The sequence below is a fragment of the Herbaspirillum sp. YR522 genome, from assembly GCF_000282575.1.
Classification (GTDB): Bacteria; Pseudomonadota; Gammaproteobacteria; order Burkholderiales; family Burkholderiaceae_D; genus Herbaspirillum.
This window is the reverse complement of record NZ_AKJA01000118.1, coordinates 1-17,372: the sequence shown is the minus strand read 5'-3', so window position 1 is coordinate 17,372 and position 17,372 is coordinate 1. Positions and strand designations below refer to the sequence as shown.

Genomic DNA, 17,372 nt, shown 5'->3' with positions numbered 1-17,372 from the left:
CAACTTCCGTCCGCAGTTCAGCCTCGGCGCCGGCCTGACCTCGGTACCGGATGCGCCCTCGGGCAAGTCCAACCTGTATCCGGGCAACACCATGAGTTCGGACGACAAGGCCGCGATCACGCGCCTCGAAGTCGATATCAACGATTCGCTGACGGCCTATGGCGCCGTCGGCTACCACGTCGCGCAGTCGGCCCAGAACTTCCCGCGGGCCACGATCACCAGCGTGCAGGGCGCCACCAGCGTCACCAACGGCTATTACGACCAGCGGGTCACCTCGACCTCGGCCGATGTCGGACTGCGCACGCGTCTGAACACCGGTGGCATCAAGCACACGCTGATCCTGGGCGCCAACATGCTCGACCAGCAACTCGACAGCTATTACCCGGCCCAGACGCCCGCGGTGGTGTCGAACCTGTATAACCCGGCCCCGCTGGCCACGATCACGGCCAACCGCGCCGGCGTATCGCCCACCACGCAGACCCGCCTGACCAGCGTTGCGATCACCGACACGCTGTCGTTCGCCGATGACCGCCTGCGCCTGATTGCCGGTCTGCGTCGCCAACAGGTCTACACCCATGGCCTGGCCGCCAGCCCCACCAGCACCAACAAGACAGGCATTTCTCCGGTGCTGGGCGTGGTCGTCAAGCCGGTCGAGAACCTGTCGCTGTACGCCAGCTACACGGCGGCGTTGACGGCCGGAACCATCGTGACCGCGCCCAACGCCAATGCGGGCCAGGCGTTCCCGCCGTCCCGGTCCAAGCAATACGAGACCGGTGCCAAGATCGACTGGGGCCGCATCACGACCACCGCGGCAGTGTTCCAGATCGAGCAGAAGAACAATTCCACCGAAATAGTCAACGGCTTGCAATATGCCACGCAGAATGGCCGTTCGCGGATGCGTGGACTGGAGCTGTCGGCCTACGGCGAGCTGCAACGCGGCCTGCGCTTCAACGCCAGCGGCACCTTCTTCGATACCAAGCTGGCCCACACGGCGGGTGGCCTGACCGACGGCAAGGAAGCCGGTGCCGTGCCGAAGCACAACTTCAACCTGGGCCTGGACTGGGATACCCCATGGGTGACCGGACTGGCATTGAACACGCGCGTGGCCCACACGGGCGCTACCTGGTACGACCAGAACAATCGCCTGCGCGTACCCGGCTGGACCCGTGCCGACATCGGCGCGCGCTACATCACCAGGACCGCCGGCCAGGCCGTGACCTATCGTGCCAACATCGAGAACCTGTTCGACAAGAACTACTGGGTGATGCAGAACGGCTACGTCGGCACCGCTTCCGGCCGCACCTTCGTGCTGTCGGCCCAGGTCGACTTCTGATTGCGGGTATGACGTCGGCTTGACGTCCCGAAGCAATCCTGAAGTCGATGAAAACGCCCGCAGCGACTTGCGGGCGTTTTTCATGCCGGCCAAGGCGCGACGACGGTCCGGCATGCCGTGGCCAGGCAGGCATTGTTCTGGATAATCTTATGGCCGATAATATCGGCCATGACCGATACCTCGACCCTCCCCCCGCTGCCCGACCGGCTCTCGATCGATCCCGCCAGTCCCCACTTCAACGCCGCCGTGTTCGAGCACGACGTCGGCATCAAATTCAACGACCGCGAACGCACCAATGTCGCCGAATACTGCATCAGCGAAGGATGGATCAAGGTCCCCGCCGGCAAGGCGCTGGACCGCAAGGGCAATCCCCTGCTGACCAAGTTGAAGGGCAAGGTAGAAGCTTTCTACCGGTAAGCCGTTGCCGACCTGACCAGCCCCGCGCATGCGCGGGGCTTTTTCACGCCTCGTCCTGTCCGGCCAGGATCGCCCGCAGTTGCTCTTCATAGACGTGGGGCGGCTGCCCGCCGGCGATCAGGTAGCGGTCATTCACCACCACTGCGGGCACACTGCTGATGCCGCGCTGCGCCCACGACAGTTCTTCATCCCTGACCTCCTGGCCATACCGACCCGAGGCCAGGATGTCGCTCGCCGCATCGCCGTCCAGGCCGACCTGCGCGGCCAGCTCGATCAGCACATCCCGGTCGGCGATGTTCTTGCCATCGGTGAAATAGGCTTTCAGCAAGGCTGCCTTGAGCGCGGCCTGCACGCCCTCCTCCCTGGCCCAGGCCAGCAGGCGATGGGCGTCGAAGGTGTTATAGACGCGGCTGGCGTCATCACGATTCATCGTGAAGCCGACCGCGGCGGCGCGGGTCCTGATCTGTTCGCGGTTGGCGCGCGCCTGGTCGGCGCTCATGCCGTACTTGCTGGTGATGTAGTCGAGCTGGACCGCACCGGCGGCGGGCATGTCGGGATTGAGCTCGAAGGGATGAAAGCTCAGGTCGACCCGGGTGCCGGCATCGAGCCGTCCAAGGGCGGTATTGAGCCCGGCCAGCCCGACGGCGCACCAGGGGCAGGCGATGTCAGAGACGAAATCGATCTTGAGCGTGTTGTTCATATCGGGTTGCACCTCATGCTGGGTGCCCGGGGTCGGGCACGATCGGGCATTGTAGATCGGTTGCGCGATTGTCGTGCGACGCCATGTTTCAATTGAAACATCGGTGCGCGGCGTTGCAACGCCGCTGACACCTGGCCGGTGCAATATGTACTAACCCAACAGCAAGACCCGATTCATTTTCCTGGCGGAGGCAAGCATGCGTTTCTATCTGAGCACTGTCCTGGCGTTGCTGACACCGGCGGCCGACGCCGACACGATCCGCTACGAACTGTTCATTTTCTGAGCTCGACCCGACACCGAACATCCAAGGAGTACACCATGCGCAACTTCATCGTCCTCGCATTGCTGGCCGTCAGCGTCAACTGCCACGCCGCGGACCTCGGCATGACCATCATGGAGGCACTGCAGATCGTGCAGAAGCAGAGAATCGAGATCCTGGAAAGGAACTTGCAGGAACAGATGCGCCTGAACCCGCAATGGCGCGCACGGTAAGCAGCACATTCCGAAAACCATCCGGACCGGGGCGCTCCGCGGGAGCGTATCGAAGACACGCCGGCACATGACTGCAGCAGGTGCTTCGATACACAACCCCGCGCATCATCCGCCTATTTCGGCGACAACTGCCCGCGAATCTCGCCGCCCGGATGGGCCGCGCTGTGAACGTTGACATACAGCGTGCCGGCCACATAGGCCGCATATTGTTCGTCGGTCAATTTTGCGCCGGCCGGCACGCTCCAGCCGTTATCGCCATTCCTGGCCAGGCCCACGATCACCGGACCGTTGGTGCCGGCCGCCCCGGTATGGATATGCGCCGCCCGGCCTTCGATGCCCGTGGTCGTGATGCTGCCGCTGACACTCTTGTCGGCAGCCACGCTGATGCTGCCGTTGCCACTGGCGGCGGAGGTATTGGCAGGGACTTCGTTGGTACCGCGCAGATCGACGTTGACGGTCTGCGCCATGGCCGGGACGGCACTCGACAGCAATGCTGCCAGCAAGGCGGCGGGGATGGTCTTGGTTGCGGTCATGCTTGTTCTCCTGGGTTCTTGTAGTTCATTGGACGAATGGCACGGTACGGCGATACGCAGTGTAGAACATGGCCGCCAATTCCGCAGCACGCAAAACACATAAGCAAAGCCGCTTGCAACCAGGCCCTCGCCAGGCAGCGCCATTTCGCGGGTACGACCGGGCCGGATTGCTTCAATTGAAACATCGACGGCGCGCGCCGAAATGCTGCCGTAACAGGCCAGGCCCAAGATACATCCAACACGAAAGCAGTACCACCCACCCAAGGAGAACAATCATGCGACTCTATTGCACCTGCTTCATCACCGCCGTCACCCTGCTGGCTTCCACCGCTGCCCATGCCGCAGGTCGCGGCGACGACATCTGGCTGAAGATCATTCGCCTGCTGGCACCTGGCATGTGATGGCGGCCCCGACGATGGCCGGGCAGCGGGCCCGTCCATCCCAGCGGCGCCTATTTCCTGCCCGCCATTACCTGCATGAACGAACTCACCAGGCGCGCCTCGCGCCGCTCGGCCAAGCAGTACAGATAGGTATGGGTGCTGACTGGATCGCCCTCGATACGCACCATCCTGAAGCTGGGATCGGCAATGAATTCGGCTTCTGACACCGCGCCCAGTCCCAGGCCGCGCACCACCGCTTCGCGCAGCGCTTCCCGACTGCCGATCTGCATCACCACGCGTGGCTTCACCCCCGCCTGCTGCAAGCTTTTTTCCAGCGCCAGGCGCGTGGTGGAACCCTGCTCGCGCATGAGCATCGGTTGCCCATCGAGTTCGGCCAGGCCGACCGAGGCCCGCTTGTAGAACGGATGACTGCGATGGGCGAACAGCACCACCGCGTGATCGGCATAGGGCATCGCATGAAAGCGTGCGTCATCGGTGAAACTGGCCAGCACGGCAACGTCGGTGGTGTAGCTCTCGAGATCGGCCAGCGACTGCGCCGAATTGCCCAGCTTGATCGACAGCTCGACCTTGGGATAGCGCGCGCGATAGGCGTCCACCATCTCGATCACATGAAACGGCCCCACCGCGCCGATGCGCAGATGCCCCACATGCAGGGTGCCGGCATTGACCAGCAGGTTCAACGCATCGAGCTCCAGCTCGGCAATGCCCTGGGCGATCGGCAACAGGCGCTGTGCCGTCTCGCTCAGGTCCAACCGACGCCCGCGCCGATAGAACAGCTCGACATTGTGGTCGCGCTCCAGCGCCTGTACCTGGGTGGTCAACGTAGGCTGGCTCACGCCCAGCGCGCGCGCCGCCGCCGAAAAACCGCGATGGCGGGCCACTGCCAGGAAGGCGCGAAGTTGCGATGGCGTCATCTATAGTCTCGATCAATAGTTGGATGGCGTTTTTTCGATTATATCGATAATAAAGCCGTCATAAAGGGGCTTTAACCTGCACGCTGTCTACACCGGCACGCCCTGCCCCGCCGCACCTTCCACCCGACAACCACCGATCAAGGATAAAGATGAAACGACGTTCACTCCTCGCGCTGTGCCTGGCCGCGCTCACCTCGACCTTGCTGGCGCAGCCGGTGATGGCCGCCGCCACCCTGACGGTGGGCCTGATCCCGGCCGAAGATTCGCAGGCCATGCTGGAAAACAGCAAGCTGGTGATCGATAGCCTGCAAAAGCAGCTCGGCATGCCGGTCAAGCCGTTCATCGCCACCGACTACAACGGCATCATCGAAGCGCTGCGCGCCAGGAAACTGGACGTGGCCTACCTCGGACCGTTCTCCTACGTGCTGGCCAGTTCGGTGGCCAACGTCGAGGCGTTTGCCGTGGCCGAGACCAAGAAGAGCGGGCGCAGCTTCTACAAGAGCCTGATCATCGTGCGCCGCGACAGCGGCATCCAGAACCTGGAGCAATTGAAGGGCCGCACCATGGCCTTCGTCGATCCGTCGTCGGCGTCCGGGCATCTGTTTCCCAGTGCCGGGCTGCAGAAGATCAACATCGATCCCGGCAAGTACTTCTCGCGGGTGATCTTCTCGGGCTCGCATGACGCCAGCATCCTGGCGGTGGCCAACAAGAAGGTCGATGGCGCCGCCGTGGCCGATCGCATCCTGGCCGCCGCGGTGGCCAAGGGCGCAGTACGCCAGGACGACCTCAACGTGGTCTGGACCTCGCCCGACATCCCCGAGTCGCCGATGGTGTGGCGCCGTGACCTGGACCCGGCGCTCAAGCAGAAGATCGCCGCCGCCTTCGCCGCCATCAAGGATGTGCCATGGGGCGACCAGGGCGTGCTCAATGGCTTCGTCAAGACCGACGACCATGCCTACGACGTGGTGCGCGACACCGCCAGGATCCTCGATCTCGACCTCAAGGCGATGAAATGATCCGGATCCGATCGCTCACCAAGCAGTACGGCAGCAATGTCGTGTTGCGCGGCATCGACCTCGATGTCGCCGCCGGCGAGTTCCTGGTGGTGCTGGGCCCGTCGGGCGCCGGCAAGTCGACCCTGCTGCGCTCTATCAATGGCCTGGTCACGCCCACCTCCGGCGAACTGGTGGCGGCCGGATACGACGCCACCGATGCGCGCCGGGTGCGCCAGCTGCGCCGCGACGTGGCCATGATCTTCCAGCATCACAATGTGGTGCCGCGCCTGTCGGTACTGAAGAACGTGCTGACCGGCGGCCTGGGCCGCTGCGGCACGCTGGCATCGGTCCTGCAATTGTTCTCGCGCCAGGACGTGGCACTGGCCATGCAATGCCTGCAACGGGTCGAACTGGCGCACAAGGCAGGCGAGCGCACCGACTCGCTGTCGGGGGGACAGCGCCAGCGGGTCGGCATCGCGCGCGCACTGGCGCAACGTCCGCAGGTGATCCTGGCCGACGAGCCCGTGGCCAGCCTCGACCCCAAGACCTCGCGCCTGGTGTTGCAGTACCTGCGCACCGCCTGCCGCGAACTGGGTATCACCGTCGTGTGCAACCTGCACCAGGTGGACTATGCGCGCGAATTCGGCGACCGCATCGTCGGCCTGGCCGGCGGCAGGCTGGTGTTCGACGGCCGCGCCGACCAATTGCGCCAATCGCACCTCGACCTGATCTATGCCGGGCCGGATCATCCGGAGCCTCCCCCGCCCGCGTTGCGGGCAGCGCCCGAACTGGCCCTGCAAGGAGCGCTGCGATGAACGCCAGCTATCGCGATATCGTCTGGACCGGACCACGCCCGCTCACGCTGCGCGCCTGGCTGCTGTGCGTCGGTGGCGTCCTGGTGGCGGCGGCCGGATTGGCCTGGAGTGCCGATGGCACCCAGTTGAGCTGGTCCGAACTGGCCAGCGGCCTGCCGCAGATCGGCGACTTCCTGGCGCGCTCCTTCCCGCCCAACTGGGGCATCCTGGCGCGCCTGGTGACCCCGGCCGTCGAAACCGTGCAGATCGCCCTGTGGGGTACCTTGCTGGGCGTCATCGGCGCCATCCCGGTGTCGTTACTGGCGGCGCGCAATCTCAATCCGAACCGCGTGCTGTACCAGGGCGTACGCCAGCTGCTCAATGTCACGCGCAGCATCAACGAGCTGATCCTGGCGCTGGTGTTCGTGTCGGCGGTCGGGCTGGGCCCTTTTCCCGGGGTGCTGGCGCTGGCCCTGCACGGCATCGGCATGGTCGGCAAGTTCTTCGCCGAGAGCATCGAGGAGATCGACGACGGTCCGCTGGAAGCGCTGCGCGCCACCGGCGCCCGGCCATTGCAGGTGATCGTCTTCGGCGTACTGCCGCAGGTCATCACCGCCTGGATCGCCACCGTGCTCTACCGCTTCGAGGTCAACCTGCGCCAGGCCACCGTGCTGGGCATGGTGGGTGCCGGCGGGCTCGGTTTCGAACTGGTCAATAGCCTCAAGCTGTTCAAGTACCAGGACACCGCCACCTGCATCGTGGTGGTGACGCTGATGGTGGTGGCCGCCGATGCCCTCTCGAGCCGCCTGCGCCGGATGATCCAGGACGGCCGGCACTAACTCTTTTTTATTACTTCATCGAGTCCAGACCATGTGGAACTATCACAACCCGGTGGCGGTGCACGCCGGCGCCGGCAGCCTGGCGCGCCTGCCCGAACTGCTGGGCAATCGCCGCGCGCTGCTGATCACCTTTGCCGAGGCCGCCGCGCTGGGTCTGGAAGCCAGGCTGGCGACGCTGCTGGGCACGCGGCTGGCAGGCATCGAGAATACGGTCCAGCCCAACCCCGATGTACGCTGGCTGGCGGACATGTACCAGCGCATCTGGTCGCGCCACGCCGATGTCGATTGCATCGTCGCCTTTGGCGGCGGCAGCGTGATCGATTGCGCCAAGGTAATGCTGTGCGCCACGCCCTCGGGCGACTTCGAGCCGCTGCTGGCGCATCTGCGCCACGGCGCGGCACTCGATGGCAGCCGTGCCAAGGCCCTGATTGCCGTGCCCACCACGGCCGGCACCGGCAGCGAAGTGACCCCCTGGGCCACCGTATGGGACGCCGCCGCGGGCAGCAAGTATTCGCTGCACCAGCCCTGGACCTGGCCGCAGGTGGCACTGGTCGACCCGCACCTGATGCTGAGCCTGCCGCGTGAAATCACGCTGGCCAGCGGCCTGGACGCCCTGTCGCATGCGCTGGAGTCGATCTGGAACGTCAATCGCAATCCGGTCTCGTCGAGCCTTGCCGCCACGGCCGCGCGCAGCATCGTTGCCACCTTGCCGACGCTGCTGCGCCAGCCGCGCGAGCTGCACTTGCGCGAACGCATGGCGGTGGCTGCCCTGCAGGCCGGCCTGGCGTTTTCGAACACCAAGACGGCGCTGGCCCACTCGCTGTCGTATGACATCACCTTGCACCACGGCGTGGCTCACGGCATCGCCTGTTCGTTCTCGCTACCGCATGTGATGCAACTGGCGTTCGGGCGCGACGACCAGGTCGACGCCCTGCTGCTGCAGATCTTCGGCGCGGCCTTCCCGGCGCAGGCGGTCTCGCGCCTGGCCGGGTTCCTGGCGGACATCGGCGTATCCACCGACCCGGCCGACTACGGCGTCGCCGACGGCTGGGACCAGCGTCTGCAACGCGCATTGCAGGGCCCGCGCGGGCGCAACTTCATCGCCGCAACGGCCTGACCCCTCATTGAAAGGAACAGCATGACCCCGCAACATCACCCATTCCCCCCGGTCCAGGCCGTGATCTTCGACTGGGCCGGCACGCTGGTCGACTTCGGCTCGCTGGCACCGACCCAGATCTTCGTCGATGCCTTCGAGAGCTTCGGCATGCAGCTCACGCTGGAGCAGGCACGCGGCCCGATGGGGCTGTCCAAGTGGCAGCATATCCGCACCTTGCTGGACGAACCGGAAATCGCCGCCCAATGGACCCGCGCCACCGGCGGCGCGCCGAGCGACGTCGACGTGGATGCCATCTATGCCCGCTTCATGCCGATGCAGATTGCCAAGGTCGGTGAGTACTCGCATGCCATCGACGGCGCCGCCGCCACCCTGGCCGCATTGCGCGCGCAGGGCCTGAAGATCGGATCGTGCTCGGGGTATCCGCGCCAGGTGCTGGATGTACTGCTGCCGCTGGCCGCCGCCGAAGGCATCGCTCCCGACCACGTGGTGGCGGGGGACGAACTGCCCGCGGGCGGGCGCCCCGGACCGTTCATGGCGCTGGCCAATGTACTGGCCCTGCAGCTGGGTGACGTAGCCGCCTGCATCAAGGTCGACGACACCGTACCAGGCATCCACGAAGGCGTACGCGCCGGCATGTGGAGCGTGGGCGTGTCGTTGACCGGTAACGAGGTCGGCGTGACGGCGGCGCAGGCAGCGGCCATGCCGGCGGCCGAGCTGGCGGCGCTCAAGGCGCGTGCCGAAGAGACGCTACGGGCCGCGGGAGCGCACTATGTGATCGATTCGGTGGCGCAGTTGCCGCAGGTGGTGGCCGCGATCGGCAAGCGCCTGGCGGCGGGCGAACGGCCGGCCTGATACGTCCGTTTGGGCGTGCATTCCTGATGGCGCGAAGGCCCTTCGACGGGCTTCCTGCGACGGGCTCAGGACAGGCCCTTCGACTGGCTTCCTTCGACAAGCTCAGGACAGGCCCTTCGACGGGCTCACGACAGGCTTCGATACAGCGCTTCGCGCTTACTCAGCCCGAGCGGTGTTCTTTAGGCACTACTAAACCAGGGCTACGGGTCAAAGGGTTTCTAGTAGTTCCTGAGGCAAACGCGACCGGTAGCGCCACCACGATACCAAGCCCGATGCCGAAGGCGAGGCGTGCGATTCCCCCGGTTCGGGCCGTGACAGCGGGGACCCCGAAGGGGCTGTAGGGGCCTTCCTTATCCACCTTTCTTGGCGTGCAGGAAAGGTGGTCCGCTGCCGGGCGGCCCCCCGGCGAGCCCCTTCGACCGGAGAAGGATAGGCATAAAGCCGGTACATCGGCATGCAGCAAGAGCAGACGGCCCAAGAAGGCTCAACAAAAACCAGCTTCCTTAGAAAGGCTAACGGCAGGCCTTTCGACAAGGTCATGGACAAGCCAGCTGGAGTCAATGCGCCCCCTCCAAGCCCTTCATCACCTCCACCTGCACCGTCTGCCAGATCGACCGTTTCAACTCGATATAGCGCTCCGATAACTGTGCCTCGGCGGTACGCGGATGAGGCAGGTCGTTGACGATATCCTGCGCCACGCGCCCAGGCTTGGCGCCCATGACCACCATCCGGGTCGACAGCATCAGCGCCTCGTCGATCGAATGGGTGATGAAGATGATGGTCTTGCCGCTCTTCTCGTAGATCGACACCAGCTGCTCCTGCAGCACCTGGCGCGTCATCGCATCGAGCGCGGCAAAGGGTTCGTCGAACAGCATCACATCGGGATCGTTGGCCAGCACGCGCGCAATCGACACCCGTTGCTTCATGCCGCCCGAGAGCTTGTTGGGAAAACTGTTCTCGAAGCCCTTCAGGCCCACCATCTCGATATAGTGCTGCGCTACCTTGGCCCGCTCGCCGCGTGACACGCCGCGCATCTTGAGGCCGAACTCGACGTTCTCGCGCACCGTCTTCCACGGAAACAGCGCGTACTGCTGGAACACCATGCCACAGCCAGGATCGATATCGCGCACTTCGCGGCCGTTGACCCAGACGCTGCCGGCGCTGGTGCGCTCGAAGCCCGAGACCAGGTTGAGCATGGTCGACTTGCCACAGCCCGAGGCCCCCAGCAACACCAGGAACTCGCCCTTGGCCACCTGCAGGTCGACCCGGTCCAGTACCTTGAGATCACCGAACGACTTGGCCACGCCGCGAAACTCGATCATCGGACGATCGGCCGCGCTCGCGATGGCGCCGGATTTCATTTCTGCCATGACAGCACACTCCTTTGAATCAGGCGAAAGACGATGTCGGTCACCAGCACGGTAAAACTGATCAGCACCATGCCCAGCACCACGGTATCGGTCTGGAAGAATTCCTTGCCGTTCATGATCATGAAGCCCAGGCCTTCCTTGGCCGCCACCAGCTCGGCCGATATCACACAGGTCCAGGACAGGCCCAGGATCACCTTCATGCCCGACAGTATCTGCGGCATGCAGCCGGGCAGGATCACTTCGCGCATCACCTGCCAGCGATTGGCGCCCAGGTTGCGGGCGGCACGGATGAGGATCGGATCGATCCCCTGGGTAGCCTCGATCACATACAGCAGCGCCGGGGTGACGGCACCCATGAAGACGATGCTGTACTTCTGCGTCTCGGTGATACCGAACCACAGCAACGTCAGCGGGATCCAGCTCATCGATGGCAGCGGACGCAGGAACGACAGGATGGGATCGAACACCGCACGCGCCAGCTTCGACGTGCCCAGCATGATCCCCAATGGAATGGCCACCGCCACGGCCGCCAGGAACCCCACCATCACCCGCCGCGCCGATGCCAGGATGTTGATGACCAGGATATCCTGGTCCCACATGCGCAACGCGCGTCCCAGCACCTGCGATGGCGCCGGCAGGAACACCGCGTCCACCACGCCGGCGCGGCAGATGCCTTCCCACACCAGCAGGAAGGTCACCAGCGACACCGCCGACAGCGTCACCAGCGCGCTACCCTGCAGCCATGCTTTCTTTTCAGCCATGCGCGTGCCTCACAGGTAAGTGGTGTTGACCCACTGCCGCACCTGCGGCACGAAGTCGATCTGCTTGAGCTTGAGCAGCATTTCCGACAGCTTCTGCAGGCCATCGACGAAATTGCCGGGGGCCACCAGCAGCGTCTTCTGGTCGGTTTGAGTGAACCACTCGGTCTGCTTGATGACGGCCAGTTGCTCTTCCATCGACAGCGAGGTCAGTTCCAGCAGGATCCTGGCGGCTTCCTCGGGCTTTTGCGTCAGCAGCGCATTGGCCTCGAAGATGGCCTGCATGAAGGCCTTGACGGCGGCCGGATTGTCGCGGCCGAAGGCGGTGCGGGTCAGCAGCACGTCCGGACCGGGCGACATCTTGTAGCTCTTGTAGAGCGAGAACGAAGTGTCGTCGAACAGTAGCCTGGTATTGGGCAATGCGCGGATACGATCGAAGGTCGGGGTCCAGGCCGCTGCGGCATCGATCTGGTTGGCCTTGTAGGCAGTCAGCAATTCGGTCGCCGGCAGGTTGATGATGGACACGTCCTTGTCCGGATTCAGGCCCGCCTGGGTCAGCACATCCAGCAGCAATACATGGGCGCTGGAGGCGTAGGTCACGCCGATCTTCTTGCCCTTGAGTTCGGCCACGCTCTTGACCGTGTCACGCACCAGCAAGCCCTCGGCACGACCGAAGTTGTTGGGGGTGGCGATCACCTGGAACTGCTTGGCGCCGCTGGCCATCAGCGCCAGTGCCGACACCACGCCGGTGCCGGCGATGTCGACGTTGCCGGCCATCACGGCGGCCATGCGCGCCGACGAGGTCGAGAACGCCTGCCACCGCAGGTCGATACCGTACTTGGTCATCAGGCCGGTCTTCATGGCGATGTAAGCCGAGTAATGGCCCAGCCAGGCCGAGCCGCCGTAATTGATCACGGTCGGCGCTGCCGCGCGTGCCATCAGGGGGAACCCCATCGAGCCGGCGGCGGCCAGGGTAACGGCTTGCTTGATGACCCTGCGTCGAGTCTGGTTCATTGCTTGCTCCTTAGCTTATAGGTGGATTGGCTCGGTGTGACACGGCGATATTACTGACGGATGACGCCAGCCCCGACCCGCTTAAGGAAAACTAATACAAACTAGTTGCAGAGCTAATTTAGCTGCGCTGCAGCGGTGCGCGCCTGCCCCCTGAACGTGCATGCGCATGGTGCGGCGCACCGCCGGCAATCATTTCCAGGAGAAGGCGTCTTTCGGCAGCCCCGGCAACGCCTTGCGGATGGCAGGCGAGATCTTGTCCTGCAAGGCCTGGCGCGTCAGCGAAGAGACCTCTTCGGCCAAGCTGTTCCACTCGCCCTCGCGCGAGAGCAGGAAAAAATTGCGGCGCCCCAGCTGGCTGGCCGGCAGGGGCACCAGCACTACCTCGGGCAGGCAATGACGCGACTGCCACAGGCATAGCGGCGTGGTGACCGCGTAGCCCAGGCCCCAGGCCACCAGGTTGAGCATCGGATCGGTGGCGTCGAATTCGAGCCGGCGCGGGGCGTCCAGCTTGATGTGCTTCAGGTAGCGCTCGATCTGCTGGCCAATCACCGAGCGGCGGGTATAGCGCAACAGCGGCAGGTCCTGCAGCGCTGCCTGGTAACTGCCGGCGTCATCCGGGTGTCGTTCGGCCACGCTCTTGGGAATGACCGCCACGAAACACTCCGAGAACAGCAGCCGCTGTTCGATGCGCAGGTCGTTGACGTTGGATTCGGTACACACCGCCAGGTCCAGTTCGCGGCGCTGCAACTGCTCGCTGAGAATCGGCGTGAGGCCCGACCAGAGCGAGATCTGCCGCGCATTGCGCGAGATCGCCTGGACCAGCATGGGGCCGATCGTGGCCGAGAACGAATCGACCCCGCCCAGGCGGATCTGCGCCATCTCCGAGCGCGAGGCATCGAGCAGGCGTTCGTTGACGCGCTGCGCATGTTCCAGCAGGCCTTGCGCCAGGTCCAGCAGCAGGCGGCCGGCAGCGGTCGGGCGCGAGGGACGGAACTCGCGGTCCAGCAGCAGCATGCCGCTTTGCGTCTCCAGCGACTTGATCAACTGGCTGATGGCACTTTGCGTCACGCCCAGCTTGCGGGCGGCCTCGATCATCGAGCCCCCTTCGCAGACGGCCACGAAGGCTTGCAGGGCGTGCAGGTCGAACGGCATGTCGGACATCTTGGTTCCTCTATATAGGCGCTACCGCAATGGCGCCATGATGAATCGAAAGCACTTGCGCCGGCCTAATGTTACCTGCACTTCTTCAAAACATTAGTTTCTCTAATGCTGGCTCAGGCACCGCTTCTTTCGGTTCACACTGCCAGCCATTCTGATTGAAGAGGAAGCCATGAACACTTATGACGCCATCGTGATCGGGGCCGGGGTAATCGGTACCTCGACCGCCTTTCATCTCGCACAGCTGGGCGCCCGCAATGTGCTGCTGCTGGACCGCAAGACCGTCGGCGAAGGCACCACGTCGCAATCGTCCGGCATCCTGCGCACGCACTACTCGGTGCAGGAAAACGTCGAACTGGCGCAGCTGTCATGGCAGACCTTCAACAACTTCGCCCAGTACCTGGAGGACGACGAGGCCTCGTGCGGCCTGGTCAAGTGCGGCTACATGATCTGGGCGCCGGAAGGCGACAAGCTGGAGCCGCTGCGTGCCTCGCTCGAGGCCCAGCACCAGCAAGGCATCCCGCTGCAGACCCTGGACGCTTCCCAGGCCAGCGAATTGCTGCCGATCGCCCGGTTCGATGACGCCGCGCTGATCAGCTTCGAGCCGGAAGCCGGCTTCGCCGACGCCTACCTGGTGGCGACCTCCTTTGCCCGTGCCGCGCGACGACGCGGGGTGACGGTCAAGGAAGGGGTCAACGTCGAGCGGCTGATCGTCGACAACGGTCGGGTGGTCGGCGTCGACACCAGCGCCGGGCGCTTCCTGTCGGACCAGGTCGTCAGCACCCAGAATATCTGGACCCCGGAACTGGCAGCCTGGACCGGCCTGAGCCTGCCGGTGCGCGCCGAGCGCCACACCGTGCTGGCGTTGGAAGGCCCCGAGGCCTATACCTTCAACATGCCGGTTTTCAAGGACCTGGCCTCGAGCGGCATGCTGTACGGTCGCAGCTACGGCGGCACCCAGATGCTGGTATCGGAAGGCGTAGTCGGCGAAACGCTGGACAGTCCCGACACCGAACAGGGCGATGTATCGCTTGACGCCATCGTCGAGATCGGCGCCCAGGTGGCCGAGCGCTTCCCCAGCTTCGAAACGGCAGGCCTGGCCACCTCCTGGACCGGCGTGTACGACGTCACCCCCGACTGGAACCCGGTACTGGGCCAGTTGCCGGGTATCGAAGGCCTGTCGACCGGCTTCGGTTTTTCCGGTCACGGCTTCAAGTTGTCGCCCGCAGTCGGACGCATCCTGGCGCAACAGGCGCTGGGCATGCCCACCGACGTCTCGCTGGCACCGTATTCGATCGAGCGCTTCGCCAGCGGCAAGCTGCTGGTCGGCAAATACGGTTCGGGCGCGGTGTCCTGAACCACGCCGATGCAGATAGTCACGCTGGCCGACCTTGCGGCCACCCCCTGGCGTAACGGCGGCGGGCAGACCCGCGCGCTGGGCAGCGGCCATGCGCCGCACACGCAGCCGCACGCGGACGGTTTCGACTGGCGCATCAGCCTGGCCGACATCACAGCCGACGGCCCATTCTCGACCTTCGCCGGCATCGACCGCCATGCGCTGTTGATCGGCGAGGGCACGGTCGAACTGGCCGGACCATCGGCAGCGGTGATGGCCCGACCGTTGTTGCCGATCAGTTTTCCGGGCGAGCTCGACCTGTCTGCACGGCGCCGGGCCGGTACCGTGCAGGCCCGCCTGCTCAACCTGATGGTGCGACGTTCGGCGTTACGCGGACGGATTCGCATCGTCGACCAGGCCTGTCGCATCGATGACGCCGTGGCCTGGGCCCTGGTGCCATTACGGGGTTGCTGGCATCTGCCTGGCCACCAGGTCGAGGTCGGCCAGGCCGTCCTGGCGCGGCATGGCGATGTCCGGTCCACGCCGCACGAGGCCGACGCTTGCGCCGCCCTGGTCATGGTCTGCCTTGCCTGACTAACCCACTACTCGACTCAATGAAACCATGAAGATACTTGTTGCAGTAAAACGCGTCGTCGACTTCAACGTGAAGGTACGCGTCAAGTCCGATGGCAGCGCTGTCGATATCGGCAACGTCAAGATGAGCATGAATCCGTTCGACGAGATCGCCGTGGAAGCGGCGGTACGACTCAGGGAAGCCGGCGTGGCGACCGAAGTGGTGGCGGTATCCTGCGGGCCGGCGCAGTGCCAGGAGACCTTGCGCAACGCCATGGCCATCGGCGCCGACCGCGGCATCCTGGTCGAGACCGCCGACGAGCTGCAACCGCTGGCGGTGGCCAAGCTGCTGCACGCGGTGCTGCAGAACGAACAGGCGCCGCTGGTGATCGTCGGCAAGCAGGCCATCGATGACGACAGCAACCAGACCGGCCAGATGCTGGCCGCATTGGCGGGCATGCCCCAGGCGACCTTTGCCTCGTCGCTCCAGATCGTCGATGGCCAAGCCATCGTCAGCCGCGAAATCGATGGTGGCCTGGAAACGCTGGCGCTGAAACTGCCGGCGCTGATCACCACCGACCTGCGCCTCAACGAGCCGCGCTACGTGACCCTGCCCAACATCATGAAGGCCAAGAAGAAGCCGCTCGATACCCACACGCCGCAATCGCTGGGCGTCGATATCGCGCCGCGCCTGTCCACGCTGAAGCTCGCCGAGCCACCGGCCCGCGCGGCCGGCGTCAAGCTCGCCGACGTCGCTGCCCTGGTGGCCAAACTGAAGCACGAAGCCAACGTCATCTGAGGAACATCATGCCGGTCCTGATCATTGCCGAACACGACAACCAGTCCATCAAGAGCGCCACGCTGCATGCGGTCACGGCCGCAGCCCGGTGCGGCGATACGCTGCACCTGCTGGTATGCGGCGACCAATGCGGTACGGCGGCGCAGGCCGCGGCCGCCATCGCAGGCATCGCCCAGGTGCTGGTGGCCGATGCCCCCCACTTCGGCCACGGCCTGGCCGAGAACCTGGCGGCCCAGGTACTCGCCATCGGTCCTGGCTACAGTCACATCGTGGCCACCGCGACCGCCGCCGGCAAGAACGTGCTGCCCCGTGTGGCGGCCGGGCTGGACGTGGCGCAGGTCTCCGAGATCACCAACGTGCTCGCAGCCGATACCTTCGAGCGTCCGATCTATGCCGGCAACGTGGTGGCCACCGTGCGCTCATCGGACGCCATCAAGGTGGTGTCGGTGCGCGCTACGGCATTCGAGGCCGCCGCCGCTGACGGCGGCAGTGCCGAGATCGTGACGCTGGAAGCGGTGGCCGACAGCGGCCTGTCGCGCTTCGTGTCACGCCAGACCACCTCCAGCGACCGTCCCGAACTGGCATCGGCCAGGATCGTCGTCTCCGGTGGTCGCGGCCTCGGTTCGGGTGAGCACTACGCGCAGCTGCTGGAACCCTTGGCCGATCGCCTCCATGCCGCGCTGGGGGCATCGCGCGCGGCGGTCGATGCCGGCTATGTGCCCAACGATTACCAGATCGGCCAGACCGGCAAGGTGGTCGCCCCCGACCTGTATATCGCCGTCGGCATCTCCGGTGCGATCCAGCACCTGGCAGGGATGAAGGATTCCAAGGTGATCGTGGCCCTCAACAAGGATGCCGACGCACCGATCTTCTCGGTGGCCGACTACGGCATCGTCGGCGACCTGTTCGAGCTGGTGCCGCAACTGGTCGAACAACTGGGATAAGGCGATGCTGGAACAATACGGCCCGCGCGAGGC

General features: G+C 64.9%; 20 protein-coding genes. 13 read left to right on the top strand and 7 right to left on the bottom strand.

The features are described 5' to 3' along the window. Together PMI40_RS16780 and PMI40_RS16775 are read left to right on the top strand one after the other, a co-directional pair. Positions 1-1,333, top strand: a 1,333-nt coding sequence (locus tag PMI40_RS16780; RefSeq protein WP_008117707.1) for a TonB-dependent siderophore receptor, incomplete at its 5' end; no start/stop codon positions are given. Between the two features lie 168 nt (positions 1,334-1,501). Continuing rightward, the gene (locus PMI40_RS16775; protein WP_008117705.1) at positions 1,502-1,750 is read left to right on the top strand and encodes a DUF3297 family protein; all 249 of its coding nucleotides are present in this window, start codon (positions 1,502-1,504) and stop codon (positions 1,748-1,750) included. Positions 1,751-1,793: 43 nt separating this feature from the next. On the opposite strand, the gene PMI40_RS16770 is transcribed toward PMI40_RS16775, so the two are convergent. After that, positions 1,794-2,450 (bottom strand): DsbA family oxidoreductase, encoded by a 657-nt coding sequence (locus tag PMI40_RS16770; RefSeq protein WP_008117704.1) that lies wholly within the window; start codon positions 2,448-2,450, stop codon positions 1,794-1,796. 318 nt (positions 2,451-2,768) lie between these two features. On the opposite strand from PMI40_RS16770, the gene PMI40_RS24060 reads away from it, so the two are divergent. Next, complete coding sequence (locus tag PMI40_RS24060) at positions 2,769-2,942, top strand: hypothetical protein (protein WP_008117703.1); 174 nt, start codon at positions 2,769-2,771, stop codon at positions 2,940-2,942. Positions 2,943-3,055: 113 nt separating this feature from the next. On the opposite strand, the gene PMI40_RS16765 is transcribed toward PMI40_RS24060, so the two are convergent. Next, positions 3,056-3,475, bottom strand: a complete 420-nt coding sequence (locus PMI40_RS16765) for a CHRD domain-containing protein (RefSeq protein ID WP_008117702.1) — start codon at positions 3,473-3,475, stop codon at positions 3,056-3,058. Positions 3,476-3,750: 275 nt separating this feature from the next. On the opposite strand from PMI40_RS16765, the gene PMI40_RS24540 reads away from it, so the two are divergent. Then, entirely contained in the window at positions 3,751-3,876 is a 126-nt protein-coding gene (locus PMI40_RS24540) for a hypothetical protein (protein ID WP_008117701.1), read from the top strand. Positions 3,877-3,926: 50 nt separating this feature from the next. Here PMI40_RS24540 and PMI40_RS16760 read toward each other — a convergent pair whose 3' ends face one another. After that, entirely contained in the window at positions 3,927-4,790 is an 864-nt protein-coding gene (locus PMI40_RS16760) for a LysR substrate-binding domain-containing protein (protein WP_008117700.1), read from the bottom strand. Positions 4,791-4,939: 149 nt separating this feature from the next. On the opposite strand from PMI40_RS16760, the gene phnD reads away from it, so the two are divergent. From phnD to phnX, 5 genes are read left to right on the top strand one after another with little or no spacing between them, the layout of a single operon-like run. Next, positions 4,940-5,806 (top strand): phosphonate ABC transporter substrate-binding protein, encoded by an 867-nt coding sequence (gene phnD / locus PMI40_RS16755; RefSeq protein ID WP_008117699.1) that lies wholly within the window; start codon positions 4,940-4,942, stop codon positions 5,804-5,806. Continuing rightward, the gene (gene phnC, locus PMI40_RS16750) at positions 5,803-6,600 is read left to right on the top strand and encodes a phosphonate ABC transporter ATP-binding protein (protein WP_008117698.1); all 798 of its coding nucleotides are present in this window, start codon (positions 5,803-5,805) and stop codon (positions 6,598-6,600) included. The genes phnD and phnC overlap by 4 nt, the downstream gene beginning before the upstream one ends. Further along, positions 6,597-7,418: a phosphonate ABC transporter, permease protein PhnE gene (gene phnE, locus PMI40_RS16745; RefSeq protein ID WP_008117697.1), complete on the top strand. Its 822-nt coding sequence runs from the start codon at positions 6,597-6,599 to the stop codon at positions 7,416-7,418. Before phnC ends, phnE begins: the two co-directional genes overlap by 4 nt. Positions 7,419-7,449: 31 nt before the next feature. Beyond that, positions 7,450-8,535 carry an iron-containing alcohol dehydrogenase PsrA gene (gene psrA / locus PMI40_RS16740; protein WP_008117696.1) on the top strand — a complete coding sequence of 362 codons (1,086 nt, stop codon included), beginning with the start codon at positions 7,450-7,452 and terminating at the stop codon, positions 8,533-8,535. Between the two features lie 21 nt (positions 8,536-8,556). Next, a complete protein-coding gene (gene phnX / locus PMI40_RS16735) occupies positions 8,557-9,387 on the top strand; it encodes a phosphonoacetaldehyde hydrolase (protein WP_008117695.1) in 831 nt (276 codons plus the stop codon). A 557-nt stretch (positions 9,388-9,944) separates the two neighbouring features. Here phnX and PMI40_RS16730 read toward each other — a convergent pair. From PMI40_RS16730 to PMI40_RS16715, 4 genes are all read right to left on the bottom strand, one after another. After that, the gene (locus PMI40_RS16730) at positions 9,945-10,757 is read right to left on the bottom strand and encodes an ABC transporter ATP-binding protein (protein ID WP_008117694.1); all 813 of its coding nucleotides are present in this window, start codon (positions 10,755-10,757) and stop codon (positions 9,945-9,947) included. Next, complete coding sequence (locus PMI40_RS16725; RefSeq protein ID WP_008117693.1) at positions 10,745-11,518, bottom strand: ABC transporter permease; 774 nt, start codon at positions 11,516-11,518, stop codon at positions 10,745-10,747. Before PMI40_RS16725 ends, PMI40_RS16730 begins: the two co-directional genes overlap by 13 nt. A 9-nt stretch (positions 11,519-11,527) precedes the next feature. Beyond that, positions 11,528-12,529, bottom strand: coding sequence for an ABC transporter substrate-binding protein (locus PMI40_RS16720; protein ID WP_008117692.1), 1,002 nt, complete (start codon positions 12,527-12,529; stop codon positions 11,528-11,530). Positions 12,530-12,718: 189 nt separating this feature from the next. Next, positions 12,719-13,690, bottom strand: a complete 972-nt coding sequence (locus PMI40_RS16715; protein ID WP_008117690.1) for a LysR family transcriptional regulator — start codon at positions 13,688-13,690, stop codon at positions 12,719-12,721. A gap of 169 nt (positions 13,691-13,859) precedes the next feature. On the opposite strand from PMI40_RS16715, the gene PMI40_RS16710 reads away from it, so the two are divergent. Genes PMI40_RS16710 through PMI40_RS16695 form a run of 4 tightly spaced genes read left to right on the top strand, consistent with a single transcriptional unit; the run spans position 13,860 to position 17,339 of the window. Further along, positions 13,860-15,044 carry an FAD-binding oxidoreductase gene (locus PMI40_RS16710; RefSeq protein ID WP_008117688.1) on the top strand — a complete coding sequence of 395 codons (1,185 nt, stop codon included), beginning with the start codon at positions 13,860-13,862 and terminating at the stop codon, positions 15,042-15,044. A 9-nt stretch (positions 15,045-15,053) separates the two neighbouring features. Further along, positions 15,054-15,617 carry a HutD family protein gene (locus tag PMI40_RS16705; protein ID WP_008117687.1) on the top strand — a complete coding sequence of 188 codons (564 nt, stop codon included), beginning with the start codon at positions 15,054-15,056 and terminating at the stop codon, positions 15,615-15,617. Between the two features lie 28 nt (positions 15,618-15,645). Further along, entirely contained in the window at positions 15,646-16,395 is a 750-nt protein-coding gene (locus tag PMI40_RS16700; protein WP_008117685.1) for an electron transfer flavoprotein subunit beta/FixA family protein, read from the top strand. Positions 16,396-16,403: 8 nt separating this feature from the next. Continuing rightward, positions 16,404-17,339: an electron transfer flavoprotein subunit alpha/FixB family protein gene (locus tag PMI40_RS16695; RefSeq protein WP_008117683.1), complete on the top strand. Its 936-nt coding sequence runs from the start codon at positions 16,404-16,406 to the stop codon at positions 17,337-17,339. Positions 17,340-17,372: the final 33 nt, after the last annotated feature.

Excerpts from the sequence above, each read along its gene's own strand:
- PMI40_RS16775 (WP_008117705.1), top strand. The coding sequence starts at position 1,502 with ATGACCGATACCTCGACCCTCCCCCCGCTGCCCGACCGGCTCTCGATC.
- PMI40_RS16770 (WP_008117704.1), bottom strand. The coding sequence starts at position 2,450 with ATGAACAACACGCTCAAGATCGATTTCGTCTCTGACATCGCCTGCCCC.
- PMI40_RS24060 (WP_008117703.1), top strand. The coding sequence starts at position 2,769 with ATGCGCAACTTCATCGTCCTCGCATTGCTGGCCGTCAGCGTCAACTGC.
- PMI40_RS16765 (WP_008117702.1), bottom strand. The coding sequence starts at position 3,475 with ATGACCGCAACCAAGACCATCCCCGCCGCCTTGCTGGCAGCATTGCTG.
- PMI40_RS24540 (WP_008117701.1), top strand. The coding sequence starts at position 3,751 with ATGCGACTCTATTGCACCTGCTTCATCACCGCCGTCACCCTGCTGGCT.
- PMI40_RS16760 (WP_008117700.1), bottom strand. The coding sequence starts at position 4,790 with ATGACGCCATCGCAACTTCGCGCCTTCCTGGCAGTGGCCCGCCATCGC.
- phnD (WP_008117699.1), top strand. The coding sequence starts at position 4,940 with ATGAAACGACGTTCACTCCTCGCGCTGTGCCTGGCCGCGCTCACCTCG.
- phnC (WP_008117698.1), top strand. The coding sequence starts at position 5,803 with ATGATCCGGATCCGATCGCTCACCAAGCAGTACGGCAGCAATGTCGTG.
- phnE (WP_008117697.1), top strand. The coding sequence starts at position 6,597 with ATGAACGCCAGCTATCGCGATATCGTCTGGACCGGACCACGCCCGCTC.
- psrA (WP_008117696.1), top strand. The coding sequence starts at position 7,450 with ATGTGGAACTATCACAACCCGGTGGCGGTGCACGCCGGCGCCGGCAGC.
- phnX (WP_008117695.1), top strand. The coding sequence starts at position 8,557 with ATGACCCCGCAACATCACCCATTCCCCCCGGTCCAGGCCGTGATCTTC.
- PMI40_RS16730 (WP_008117694.1), bottom strand. The coding sequence starts at position 10,757 with ATGGCAGAAATGAAATCCGGCGCCATCGCGAGCGCGGCCGATCGTCCG.
- PMI40_RS16725 (WP_008117693.1), bottom strand. The coding sequence starts at position 11,518 with ATGGCTGAAAAGAAAGCATGGCTGCAGGGTAGCGCGCTGGTGACGCTG.
- PMI40_RS16720 (WP_008117692.1), bottom strand. The coding sequence starts at position 12,529 with ATGAACCAGACTCGACGCAGGGTCATCAAGCAAGCCGTTACCCTGGCC.
- PMI40_RS16715 (WP_008117690.1), bottom strand. The coding sequence starts at position 13,690 with ATGTCCGACATGCCGTTCGACCTGCACGCCCTGCAAGCCTTCGTGGCC.
- PMI40_RS16710 (WP_008117688.1), top strand. The coding sequence starts at position 13,860 with ATGAACACTTATGACGCCATCGTGATCGGGGCCGGGGTAATCGGTACC.
- PMI40_RS16705 (WP_008117687.1), top strand. The coding sequence starts at position 15,054 with ATGCAGATAGTCACGCTGGCCGACCTTGCGGCCACCCCCTGGCGTAAC.
- PMI40_RS16700 (WP_008117685.1), top strand. The coding sequence starts at position 15,646 with ATGAAGATACTTGTTGCAGTAAAACGCGTCGTCGACTTCAACGTGAAG.
- PMI40_RS16695 (WP_008117683.1), top strand. The coding sequence starts at position 16,404 with ATGCCGGTCCTGATCATTGCCGAACACGACAACCAGTCCATCAAGAGC.